The sequence below is a fragment of the Bacillus cereus group sp. MYBK216-1 genome, assembly GCF_051916495.1.
Classification (GTDB): Bacteria; Bacillota; Bacilli; order Bacillales; family Bacillaceae_G; genus Bacillus_A; species Bacillus_A thuringiensis_K.
In genome coordinates this window covers 739,961-752,619 of record NZ_JBQAGT010000003.1, presented here as the reverse complement: position 1 = coordinate 752,619, position 12,659 = coordinate 739,961, and the positions used below count along the sequence as shown (strand labels likewise).

Genomic DNA, 12,659 nt, shown 5'->3' with positions numbered 1-12,659 from the left:
GAAATTTACACGTGGAATGAATATTCATTCCTAATCTTTTGAAAAAATTTATAGGAATGAACGTTCATTCCTATCATTCTATTAAATTATTAATTAACTATATTAAACTAGGTAAATCGGAATGAATGTTCATTCCTATCCTTATAACGCTATAGAATCAAATGATTCTAATAGCATTCCAACAGCTTTCTTCCAATTCCTTTACCAATTCATCTGTATATTCTAACTGCCCTGTTTCCATTACTTTAATTAATTTTTCAATTGGTTGATATACAATAATAATTAAAGCAATTGGTGGTAATGGACGAAGCAAACCTTTTTCGATTCCATCTTCAATCAAGTTCATGAAGAAACCCATGAAGTCCTCGAATATTTCATTGCTATGTTCATCTAGAAAATAACTATCACAGTGAGAATTTGTAAAAAGAAAAGCATCTGCATTTTGTCTCGCAAATTCAAATAAACGGTTGTATGTATGGCTAAACTGTTCACGAATATTTGCATCGACCGGGAAATCATTTTTTATTAATTCCGATAGTTGTAAAACACTTTTCGTAAATAAAGAATTAACAAGCGCTTCTTTATTTTCAAAATAACGGTAAATCGTACCTGCACCTACTTTTGCTTTTTCAGCAATCATGGGAATTGTTGTACCATCATAACCTCGTTCTGCAAAAAGTTGTATTGCAGCATCAAAAATATCCTCTTGTTTGTTTTTAGCCATTTTTCCACCTCAATTTCCAGGAATGAAAATTCATTCCGTTTTTAATTATAAATTAGATACGCTAAAAGTCAAGTGTGTGACAAAGTATAGCTGTCATTTCTTATCCCCTATTTGTGAATGAAATTATATGAGCAACTTTCTGGATATATTGGCGCAACTTAAAATTATATCAGCGATTCTCATGATATATCGACTTACCGAAAGAAATTCACAATATAAGAGGAGGATATCCCAAAATTTCACTTGGGATAGCCCGCCTTCATACATGCAAATTAAAAGAAATCATAAATAAACGGCTTACGCACTGGTACTAAATTATCAAATGACCGTATTACTTCGTCACTTCCACTAATGAATTCCAGTTCATTTAGTTCTAACGGACGTTTATATCCAAGCATTATTGCCGATAGCGCAGTTATATCCAGTTTAATTCCTTTTTCCGTTGTTTCTTCTACAATTGTTATTTCATGATTTGCAAGTCTCACTGTTATGTTATTCCATGGAGCAAATGCGTCTGTAATGTTTAGGATCACTTCTTGCTGTACATTGTTCCAATTCAACTCATATTGTTTTAAAAACTGCTCCACATCTACAATTCTTCCCATAAAATATGGTTTTATTTCTGTCTTCACGCGTGGCTCTTGCAATGTATATAATAATGGTTCGCTCTCACTTACTGTCATTTCAATTTCTTTAATCATAGAATCATGCTGACAAATAAAGTTCCACAGACCATTTCGTGCTTCATTATGCAGTGGTACAAATTCTTCTACTGTCATTTTATAGTTTTCTATTTTGTATAACATGTAACCTGCTGCCTTTTTATTTTCATCATAGTAAATGGCTAATGTTAAATCATCATAAACCGCTTGTAACCACCAGTTCTTCTCTCGAACTAACATACATGAAAAACGTTCTGCAAATGCTTCATAGAGCTTCTCGACTTCTTCTGGATGATTTTCTTTATTAAAACGTTTCACAGTACCATTTACTTGTTTTTTCATTACTAAATCGCTCTTACTCATATGACATTTGAGTAGATTCGCACAAAGTTCCCAGCCGTATTTACGATAAAATGAAACAGCAAATGGATGTAACATAGAGACTGTATAGCCATCTTTTTTCATTGTTTGAAGTGAATGTTGAAGTAGCTCTTTTACATACCCACTTCTTCTGTACTCTGGATACGTCGCTACTCCTGCAACGCCACCCATTTTAAATTTTTCTTTACCTATGTAAATATGAAACGGAATGAGGTGTAGTTTTGCAGCTAAGTCTTCCCCTTCCATAATGCCGTATATTTCATGACTTTCCTTCATTTTTGTAAGTTGCTGCTGTAATCGTTCCTCATCTACTTTATATTGAAAAGCGTATTCTGATAAACGTAATGCTTCTCTGAACTTATCTTCTTTTAATTGTATGACATTCATATAATTCTCCTCCATTCCCTATTTAAATTGTATCATAATTCTTACTATTATAGTTCGGTAAGTGAAATTACACGGACGTTTTAACAAAAAAAGCAGATACATCACGTATCTGCTTTCCACCCTTTTTATTTAGCTAACTTTTGAAGTTCGTCAAAGAATGTAGGATATGATACACCTACTGCTTCTGCATCTTCAATAATTGTTTTTCCTTCTGCCAGGCAGCCAGCAATTGCAAGCATCATTCCGATACGGTGATCACCATAACTATTTACTATATTGCCTTTTAGAGCTGATTTTCCATAAATGATCATACCGTCATCAGTTGCTTCTATTCGAGCTCCTAGTTTCGTTAACTCAGCAACGACTGTATCAATACGGTTTGTTTCTTTTACTTTTAATTCGTGTGCATCTTTAATTACTGTAATTCCTTCTGCTTGCGTTGCCGCTAATGCAATAACAGGAATCTCATCAATTAATCTTGGGATAATATCCCCGCCAATTTCAATTCCTTTTAATGAAGATGTTTCAATCGTAATGTTTGCAGCTGGTTCTGATGATCCTTCGTTAATTGGCTCTACAGTGAACGTAGCACCCATTTTCTCTAAAACATCAATAATACCTGTACGAGTTGGATTCATCCCTACATTTTGTAATACTAGTTTACTATTTGGAATGATTGCACCGGCTACTAGGAAAAATGCAGCTGATGATACGTCACCTGGCACTTGAACATCTGTTGCTGTTAGCTTTTGTCCACCTGCAAGTTTCACTGTTTTTCCTTCGCGCGTTACTGTAACGCCAAATGCTTCAAGCATTCTTTCCGTATGATCACGGGAAATATGTGGTTCTGTAACAGCTGTTACACCTTCTGTGCGAAGTCCTGCAAGTAAAATAGCTGACTTTACTTGTGCGCTTGCTACAGGCGAAGTGTATTCAATTGCTTTTAAATCTCCGCCCCGTATTGTTAGCGGTGTAAACGTTCCTTCTTCCCGCCCATCAATGTTTGCACCCATTTGTTTTAATGGATTTGTAACACGTTTCATCGGTCTTTTTGCGATAGATGCATCACCTTGTACGCAAGAGAAAAATGGTGTATTTGCCAAAATCCCTGACATTAAACGTATAGTTGTACCAGAATTACCAACATCTAATACAGCTTTCGGTTCTTGTAAACCTTCTAATCCTTTGCCAACTACAGTGACTTCATCACCGTTTTGCACGATGTCTACTCCCATTTCTTTAAAACAAGAAATCGTACTTAAACAATCTGCACCGGGCAAGAAACCTTTAATTGTTGTTTTTCCTTCTGCAATCGCACCGAACATGACAGCGCGGTGTGAAATGGATTTATCTCCTGGAATTGTAATGTTACCATTTAATCCGTTATTAACAGGTTGTATCGTTCTTTCCTTCACGTTTTCACCTTCTCATTTAAATTGTTTCATAAGTTTGGTATTTTTCTTCTCCAAGCGCTAGCTTTGCTTTCATACGATCTTCTTCTCTTTGGAAGCTAATACGTAATACCCCAAGCAATCCTTCACGCGCTTCTAATATTTGCAAGTTCGTAATACTAATTTCTTCGCGCGCCAAAATACTCGTAATATGAGCCAATGCCCCTACTTTATCTAAAACATCGACGTATAAGTCGTGATAGGCAGGAATTGCCCCTCTCTTTCGTACTGGTAAAGAGTCACGGTATTCTTTCGCGTCTGCAAAATAGTTTTGAATCTCGCCTGCATCTCCGGTCGAAACTGTATCATATAAATCTTCCATTTCAGAGATCCACTCTTTTAATAATACCATTAAATGCTCACGATTTTGTTTAACAATATCACTCCACATTTTTGGGCTACTAGATGCGATACGTGTAATGTCTTTAAATCCTCCGGCAGCTAGTTGATGAATGAGCGGATTATCTCCTGCATGTTTCTCCACTTGCTTTACTAACCCAGCTGCGATAAGATGCGGAAAATGACTAACGATCCCTGTTACATAATCATGTTCTTCCGTATTTAAAACGAGAAAATGAGATCCCGTTCCATTTAACCAACGCTTAAGTTCTTCTACATGTTCATTTGGCACATGATTCATCGGCGTTAAAATGTAAAATGCATTTTCAAATAAATGCGCTTTTGCACTTTCAACGCCTGTTTTATGAGAACCTGCCATCGGATGTCCGCCAATGAAAGAAACTTCTTTTGAAAACAAAGCTTCCGCTTCATTCATAATCGTCCCTTTTGTACTACCAACATCGGTTACAATCACATCTTCTCGTAAACGAAATGACGCTAATTTGTGTAATAACTTCTTCGTTTCTTCAACTGGAGAAGCAAAAACAATTAAATGTGCCTCTTCACATGCATGCTGTAAATTAATTGCTATTTCATCTACTACATGTAATTCTTTTGCACGCTCTACTTGCTCTTTAAATATATCGTACCCTGTTATCGTTACATCGTGCTCTTTCTTAATTGCTAATGCGAGAGAGCCTCCTATTAAACCTGTTCCAATTAATACTACCTTTTTACGCATTTTCCTCATCTCGAGACTTTCTTTTTTTATTTTCAAAGTGTTGTTGTAACACTGAAATCACCCCTTCATTTTGCTCCCTTGTTCCGACTGTAATACGGATACCATTCGGGAACGGACGAATAATAAATCCTGCGTGTGCACAAGCTTCATAAATCTCTCCAGCATTCTCAACTGGCAAGAAGATGAAATTTGTTTGCGATGGATAAAATGGAATTTCATTTTCCTTACAAAAGCTTTCATATTGTTGTAATCCCTCTGTATTTACACGAACTATTTCCTCAATAAACTCATCGTCACCAAAAGCAATCGTCGCTGCTTTTTGCGCTAATGAAGATACGTTAAATGGCAAACGAACGACATTTAATTTTTCGATTAACTCTTCCTGTCCAACCGCATATCCAACGCGGAAAGAAGCTAATCCGTACGCTTTAGAAAATGTTCTAAGTACAAGAATATTTTTATGTTTTTCTAAAAGCGGTAATGTCTCTGGGAAATCTTTTGCTGTTACGTATTCATAGTACGCTTCATCAATGACAATTAACGTATTTTCACTAATACCTTCAATGAATTGAGTCAATTTTCGGTCATTCACATATGTGCCTGTTGGATTGTTCGGGTTACAAATCCATACAATTTTTGTATTGTTATCTACTACTGAAGAAATTTCTTCTAAGTCGTATACACCGTTATTTAACGCAACTTCCTTCACTTCGCAACCTTCTATAATTGCATGATGACGGTACTGCGGGAATGTTGCACCTGCTGTTACAATGTTATCTCCCGCTCGTAATACGGCGCGGCTTATTATTTGAATGATTTCATCTAAACCACTACCACAAAGTACTTGTTCCATTTGCACATGCAACTTATCTGCGATTGTTTGACGGAGCGTTGTAGCACCTCCGTCAGGATATAAAGCATGTTCCAACCAAGAGTTTTGCAACTCTTCTAAAACTCTCGGTGAACAACCAAATGGATTTTCATTCGATGCTAATTTCACAAACAAATGATCTCCGTACACTTCTTTCATTTGTTCTGGTGATTTACCTGGTTTATATGGTTGTAATGATGATAGTTGATCTTTTACTTGCACGTTAAACCCACCTTTTTATTAAAATTCTTTTGCGTAGTTATTGTGTTGCATAATATTTTGTTTTAATAATTCCATACGATCTTTTCCGAATTGTTCGACTAGAGCATCTGCAAGTTCCCATGCCACAACAGATTCAGCTACTACACCCGCCGCTGGTACTGCGCAACTATCAGATCTTTCAATACTCGCTTGGAATGCTTCTTTCGTATCAATATCAACGCTTGCTAACGGTTTGTATAAAGTAGGAATCGGCTTCATCACGCCTCTTACGATAATTGGCATACCTGTTGTCATACCGCCTTCTAGACCGCCGGCATTATTCGTTTTTCTCGTGTATCCTTTTTCTTCATCCCACAGAATTTCATCATGCACTTTGCTTCCTGGTTGTCGTGCCGCTTCAAAACCTACGCCAATTTCAGCACCTTTAAATGCATTTATACTCATAATTGCACCAGCAAGTTTTGCATCTAATTTACGATCGTAATGGACGTAACTACCGACGCCAATCGGCATACCTTCTGCAATGACTTCCACAATACCACCGATTGAATCTCCACTACTTTTTGCGTTGTCAATCGCATTCATCATTTCTTGCTCTACTTCTTTATCTAAACATCGAACTGGTGAGTTTTCAGTAATTGTTTGAATTTCTTCAATCGATAAGTTTGAAATATGTTTTGCTTTTACTCCACCAATTTCAAGAACATGTCCTGCAATTTCCACGCCTAATTCGCTTAAAATTTGTTTTGCAACTGCACCAGCAGCTACACGAACTGTCGTTTCTCTTGCAGATGACCGCTCTAATACGTTTCTTATATCACGATGACCATATTTAATTGCTCCATTTAAATCTGCATGTCCGGGACGTGGTTTTGTAATTGTACGTTTCATGTCTTTACTTTCTTTTTCCGAAATTGGCTCTGCACCCATTACTTTCGTCCAATGTTTGAAATCATCATTTTTTACAATTAACGTAATCGGTGATCCAAGTGTCATCCCGTGACGAACACCACTTACAATTTCAACTGTATCTGTTTCAATTTGCATACGTCTTCCGCGTCCATGACCTTTTTGTCTTCTTAATAATTCTTTATTAATATGTTCCGCCGTAAGTGTCAAACCGGCTGGTACACCTTCTAAAATAACTGTTAACTGCGGTCCATGTGATTCTCCAGCTGTAATGTATCTCATTTCTCTTGCCCCTTTACTATTTTTTTGTACAAAAAAGTCCCTACTGAGCGCTCAGTAGGGACGATGTTTATCGCGGTACCACCCTAGTTGTAGACTTCTTTCGTCTACCTCTCTTCTTCTTTAACGATCGTTTGACCGTCTTCCCCTCCAAAAGTTGTCGGGAAAGATGCTCCAAGGCTGTAATTCATGCTTACCTTTGTACTGATTCACACCGACCATCAGCTCTCTTTAACAGTGAGATAAGCACTACTGTTTCCTCTTCAACGCATATATGATATGGAATTAAGATAATTTATTTTTGAAACCTTTTAACTCATCCATGAATCTATGGAATTCTGGAATGTCCATTTGTTGTGCAGAATCTGATAATGCAACTGCTGGATCTGGATGAACTTCAGCCATTACTGCATCTGCGCCAATTGCAAGTGCCGCTTTCGCTGTTGGTAATAATAAATCTCTGCGTCCAGTTGAATGTGTTACATCAACGATAACTGGTAAATGTGTTTCTTTCTTTAAAATTGGTACTGCAGAAATGTCTAATGTGTTACGTGTTGCTCTTTCGTATGTGCGGATACCGCGCTCACAAAGAATAATTTGATCGTTACCTTGCGCAATGATGTATTCCGCTGCGTTAATGAACTCATCAATTGTTGCTGCTAATCCACGTTTTAATAATACTGGTTTGTTAACTTTACCTACAGCTCGTAATAAATCGAAGTTTTGCATGTTACGTGCGCCAACTTGAATTACATCAACGTAGTCTAATGCCATTTCAACATCGTTCGGATTTAAAATTTCACTAATAATTGCTAAGTCAAACTCATCTGCTACTTGACGTAAAATTTGAAGTCCTTCTACTCCTAAACCTTGGAAATCGTATGGAGAAGTTCTCGGTTTGAATGCACCACCGCGCATTAATTTTAAGCCTTGGTCTTTCATCGCTTGCCCTACTTGGCGAACTTGTTCTAAGCTTTCTACCGCACAAGGTCCCATGATGAATGTTTGTGTTCCGTTACCAATCAATTCACCTTTTACATCAACGATTGTGTTTTCTTGTTTCTTTTTACGTGATACTAATAACGCTTTACGGTTATCATCTTCTTGTAACTCTAAGCTAGCTTTGAAGATTGTTTTGAAAATATGTTGAACTGTTGATGTTTCGAATGGTCCTTCGTTATGCTCTGCGATCATATCAAGTACTTCACGCTCACGTACTGGATCAAAGCGTTTCGTACCTTGTACTTGCTTTTGCTCTCCAATTTTTTGAACGATTTCACCACGTTTGTTTAAAAGGTGTAATAGTTGTAAGTTAATTTCATCTACCTGTTTACGTAATTGATCTAATTCATGATTTGCCATTTGGAAATCCTCCTCTAATGTTTTAAAAGTATAGTAAGAGAATAAAAAATTCTCTATTTTCTGAACTGACTAATTATACAAATTTATAGTGGAATCGATACCTCTTCTTATCTTAAACTAATAATTCGTACAAAGACATGAACTACTAGTTAGAAACCCACTTTTTTGTACAAAAAAGCCCTACTGATCCAATCAGTAGGGACGATATTTATCGCGGTACCACCCTAGTTGTAGACTTCTTTCGTCTACCTCTCTTCATTGTTAACGATCATCTGACCGTCTTTCCCTTCATAAAGACAATACTATCTTTACTACGAAAAAGATGCTCTAGGACTGTAATTCGCTCTTGTTTATGTACTGGTTCGCACCAACCACCAGCTCTCTGTTACAGGGAAACAACAACTACTGCTTTTCCTTTCAATGCATGACTATTTTATTTTCAAGTTGGACCACTAAAATACAAAAAGTCCCTACTGAATAAATCAGTAGGGACGATATTTATCGCGGTACCACCCTAGTTGCAGACTAACTTTCCGTCTACCTCTCTTCACTGTTAACGATCAATTGACCGCTTTTTCCTCATAAAGACAAACTATCTTTATTACGAAAAAGATGCTCCAAGACTGTAATTCATGATTATCCCTGTACTGGTTCACACCAACCACCAGCTCTCTGTTACAGTAAGATTAACCACTACTGTGATCTCTTCATTGCACTTTGTTTATTCAAATGTTTTTTGAAATTGAATAAGTATGATTCGTATTATAGAACGCTTTTCAAAACACTGTCAACAACTTTTTATATATTTTTTAAAATTCCACTTTCGTCCTATAATTCTTTTTGTAAATCACCCATTACAATTCCTATGCGAATCATTTCATTTTCTAGTAAATGTAAAACATATTCCTCTACTTCATACTGAACTAATAATTCTTTTATTTGTATGATTTCTTTTTCAAATAAAACGGCTTCGTGACATGTTTGTAGTAAAATAAAAAACACATTTGCAAATATTTCTTTATGCGCTTTCATACTTTCTTTTTTATGAAGCATTTCAATCAATAACTGCTTCATTTCCTCACCTGTACATTTACCATGTACACTTGAAAATGCACGAGACATAATACATAATCCTTTTTCTAATATTTCATCCATGTATAAAATAATACGTAAAAGCATTACATATTCTCTTGCAGTTATCTCACCCATTTTTGGTCGTTCTCGCAAAAATACACTGAGCCAAGCTGTCCAAAATTTTTGTTGTTCTTTTACACTTAATGTTTTGACGTAATAGCATAAAAACTGCATAAACTTAATTTTATTTTCTTCATTTTCTAGTATGAGTAACGGGTATAACCAATCTGTTTTTTGCTCCCAATATAGTACACATTTAATAAATACAAAGCTAAGCCACTTCAAGAAAGCTTCTCTCGTATGCGGATGTAATACTTCCAAATGTTCTATCGCATACTTAATAAATCGCTTCATTTCTGTAAATAAAGGTAAATTTATTTGCGTGTAACATAAGCCGGCCCATGCATATTCCGTAATCTCATTTTGTTTTTTTAAATCTAAGTATGGTAACAAATATTTTCGGCACCATTGTTTTTCAATATGATATAAAAATGTAATATCTGCTATTAAACGGGCAAACATAAAGTTTGTTCGTTCCGAATTAACTCTTACTTGTTCTTCAAATAAAAATAAATATTCATATACATTACGATCGTATAAATGATCATATGATAACAACTTTAATAATACAGCCGTCATTTTTCCAACTGGATGCTGAATTGATTCATTATAAAAATCTTGTTTCCCAAGCTTAAAATCTGTATCACTCTTCATAACTTGAGGAAACACTGAAAAAGCAAATCGTTTTACAACACGTATACTATTCTCTTCTAACTCTTCTAGTCGATTACTAACTTCATATAGAAAACTACTAATTAACCAATGAAAAGCGGTATTTCTAACAAATTTCTGCAATAGCGGAATAATTTTTTGGATTTGCTCATTCGTCAATCCTCGATTATTTCGCCATTCTCTAATACAAACAAACCATACTTCATTACTTATTTCTTGCACTCCTACTAATCGGTATGCAAATGAAATACTCCACTCTGTGTTTAATTTACATGCTTTTGATAACATCTCTAAAAAATGGCGTTGTTCAAAAACACCATCTTGCGAAAATTGCTGAACTTGCTTCATAATTTCAACATCTTTCAGCTGCAATAATCCGTCAGCAGTTACATTGCAAGTAATGCTTTCTGCTGTATCTTCTTTCTTTTGTACACTGTATCGTTCAGAATGAAAATGAGGATGCTTTTGCTTCATTAACTCATACCCATTTGCCGTAGATGGGCTACTCGAATCACACTTGAATAATAAGTCTAATACGAGACATGCATCAAATACCCTCTCTTCTGTAAGATGCTTTATTACAGTTCGAGTGACTTCTTCTTTTGTTTTTTCTAAACAATGTGCATAATGCCTTTTTAAAAGTTGAAAAACTTCGTGTTTATAAGTGAAATCTAAAAGAAGTCCTTCATGTAACAACCATTTCATTTTGTCATCTACACGAACAAAAATATTTTTATTCATCGCATCAATTGCAATTCGCTTTTGAAGTACACTATTTGCTTCTATCATTTCTGTAATATAATAATCCGCTTTTTTCTCATTGTTTTCGCATAAATAAGTTAGACACTCTTTTACAATTCGTATTAAAAATGCAAGATCATTTTGATGAAACTCTTTCTCTACATTTTCCTTATTTCTTTTTTTCAGTGCCGTTTGTCTTAACGACAACATTCTCAATTTTTCTAATCCAATCATCATAATTGGAACAGCATAATAAGCGATATATGGCCTCATCTTTTCGTTCCAAATTTGCTCCACATGAGAAAATGTAGATACTGGTAAGCGACTCGATTCCTCGAGTTCTATTGATTCTTGCGTATCATTCCCCCATTTTCTTACACGTTTCAACTTCAGTTTTCCGTCTAAAATAAAAGTTAGTAACAATAAGGCAATTTCTTTATGCTCAGGAAAAGAACATTTTTGCAGTAACTTAGAAATCTTTTCTATAGAGCTACTATCTTTTTCAGCTGTTTCTAATAAAAGGAGTGTCCACCTTGCAAACAACAGCGGGTCCATCTTACTCTTCGTTTCGTTTAAGTAGTTACAAATTGTTCTCCATAATAACGGTGATATTTTAGAATAGTTTTTATAAATTAATTGAAATAATTCTTTCTGATGACTAAAAAGAAATTGTTCCACTAACCATTCTGCAAGTAATTCATCTACTTCATTATAGTTTGGCGTAAGCATAAACAAATTTTGTAATTTACCTTCTGCTTCTAACCATTCGACCCATTCATAATCATGAGCAAATTCCACAAAGTAACGTACTGTTTCAATTTTTTTAATCGATTGCTTTATGTATGATAATTGTTCCTGTTCTACTGACGGGGGAACCGTTACAATATCCCGAATACGCATTCTTTTCGTAATATAATTATCACCCATTAATTCAGCCCAGCGTTTTACCGCTTTTACGAGGGATTGATGATTATTCACCTTATTCGGATACACAATTGGTCTTATCCCTAAATGTTCCCAATGGTACGTATTTTCTCCTTGTGCGACAAAAGCAAATCGTCTTGTACTTGGTGGTAAACCAGTTGCTAAATATTTCATTACTGGGTCATTATGACTATATCCAACGAATAAAACGGTGTAATTTGAGAATAGATCAACTAAAAATCTTCTTGCCCATCCTTCTGTTAAGTAAGCCCTTCCAAAATCACCGTCTGTTAAAATTAAAGCCTCTTTCTCCTGTTCTACATTACCATGTATATAAGCAAGACCTTTAAAAGCTCTCCCAGTCGGTAAAGCTGGAGCGTAATAAACATTGATATCTCTATTTATTTCCTTAATTGCTGTTGTAAAATGTTGATCAAAATTTGTTGTTACAATGCGGATATCTGTATCTAAAGGAAATAGCCTTGGAATTGCATAATGCAATGGATTCGGTTTTGATTTCTCTATATGAACAAGATCTCTTGCGACTTGATGTACATCTTTTGTTTTCGCAATTTTACCAAGATAATAATCATGTGGTTCTGTTATTTCGCGTTTTTCGACATATAACGTTTTTGCAATTTCATCAACTAAATCATCAAAATTCGGTAAGTTTGATTTCCCTTTCATAGAAACTCCCGCTCCAACAAATAACACTAACTTTCCTTGCTCAAGGTGATCAATTAACTCATCTGGAATTTCTACTTCTGAAGTAATCCACATCCTGGATTCCCCCTTACCT

The 12,659-nt window shown here is 35.5% G+C and carries 8 protein-coding genes and 3 other annotated features; all 8 genes read right to left on the bottom strand.

Translation table 11 applies throughout. The features are described from left to right. Positions 1–157: 157 nt before the first annotated feature. The 8 genes from ACTFRH_RS14055 to ACTFRH_RS14020 all read right to left on the bottom strand — a co-directional run bounded on the left by ACTFRH_RS14055 (position 158) and on the right by ACTFRH_RS14020 (position 12,640). Entirely contained in the window at positions 158–724 is a 567-nt protein-coding gene (locus tag ACTFRH_RS14055; protein ID WP_001107290.1) for a TetR/AcrR family transcriptional regulator, read from the bottom strand. 272 nt (positions 725–996) lie between these two features. Next, a complete protein-coding gene (locus ACTFRH_RS14050) occupies positions 997–2,154 on the bottom strand; it encodes a GNAT family N-acetyltransferase (RefSeq protein ID WP_001100921.1) in 1,158 nt (385 codons plus the stop codon). A 125-nt stretch (positions 2,155–2,279) separates the two neighbouring features. Further along, complete coding sequence (gene aroA, locus ACTFRH_RS14045) at positions 2,280–3,569, bottom strand: 3-phosphoshikimate 1-carboxyvinyltransferase (protein WP_000664614.1); 1,290 nt, start codon at positions 3,567–3,569, stop codon at positions 2,280–2,282. 16 nt (positions 3,570–3,585) lie between these two features. Continuing rightward, positions 3,586–4,686 (bottom strand): prephenate dehydrogenase, encoded by a 1,101-nt coding sequence (tyrA, locus tag ACTFRH_RS14040; protein ID WP_001228129.1) that lies wholly within the window; start codon positions 4,684–4,686, stop codon positions 3,586–3,588. Continuing rightward, positions 4,679–5,779, bottom strand: a complete 1,101-nt coding sequence (gene hisC / locus ACTFRH_RS14035) for a histidinol-phosphate transaminase (RefSeq protein ID WP_001197237.1) — start codon at positions 5,777–5,779, stop codon at positions 4,679–4,681. The genes tyrA and hisC overlap by 8 nt, the downstream gene beginning before the upstream one ends. 18 nt (positions 5,780–5,797) lie before the next feature. Then, complete coding sequence (gene aroC, locus ACTFRH_RS14030) at positions 5,798–6,970, bottom strand: chorismate synthase (protein WP_001269424.1); 1,173 nt, start codon at positions 6,968–6,970, stop codon at positions 5,798–5,800. Positions 6,971–7,023: 53 nt separating this feature from the next. After that, positions 7,024–7,243: a binding site (T-box leader), on the bottom strand. 9 nt (positions 7,244–7,252) lie between these two features. Beyond that, the gene (locus ACTFRH_RS14025; RefSeq protein ID WP_001273575.1) at positions 7,253–8,329 is read right to left on the bottom strand and encodes a bifunctional 3-deoxy-7-phosphoheptulonate synthase/chorismate mutase; all 1,077 of its coding nucleotides are present in this window, start codon (positions 8,327–8,329) and stop codon (positions 7,253–7,255) included. Between the two features lie 194 nt (positions 8,330–8,523). Next, positions 8,524–8,759, bottom strand: a binding site (T-box leader). Positions 8,760–8,813: 54 nt separating this feature from the next. Further along, positions 8,814–9,049: a binding site (T-box leader), on the bottom strand. Positions 9,050–9,157: 108 nt separating this feature from the next. Then, entirely contained in the window at positions 9,158–12,640 is a 3,483-nt protein-coding gene (locus tag ACTFRH_RS14020) for a DUF4020 domain-containing protein (RefSeq protein WP_000265218.1), read from the bottom strand. Between the last annotated feature and the right edge of the window lie 19 nt (positions 12,641–12,659).

What these genes read in the sequence shown, in the direction of transcription:
- ACTFRH_RS14050 (WP_001100921.1), bottom strand. Translation starts at nt 2,154, where the DNA reads ATGAATGTCATACAATTAAAAGAAGATAAGTTCAGAGAAGCATTACGT.
- ACTFRH_RS14020 (WP_000265218.1), bottom strand. Translation starts at nt 12,640, where the DNA reads ATGTGGATTACTTCAGAAGTAGAAATTCCAGATGAGTTAATTGATCAC.
- ACTFRH_RS14055 (WP_001107290.1), bottom strand. Translation starts at nt 724, where the DNA reads ATGGCTAAAAACAAACAAGAGGATATTTTTGATGCTGCAATACAACTT.
- ACTFRH_RS14025 (WP_001273575.1), bottom strand. Translation starts at nt 8,329, where the DNA reads ATGGCAAATCATGAATTAGATCAATTACGTAAACAGGTAGATGAAATT.
- aroC (WP_001269424.1), bottom strand. Translation starts at nt 6,970, where the DNA reads ATGAGATACATTACAGCTGGAGAATCACATGGACCGCAGTTAACAGTT.
- tyrA (WP_001228129.1), bottom strand. Translation starts at nt 4,686, where the DNA reads ATGCGTAAAAAGGTAGTATTAATTGGAACAGGTTTAATAGGAGGCTCT.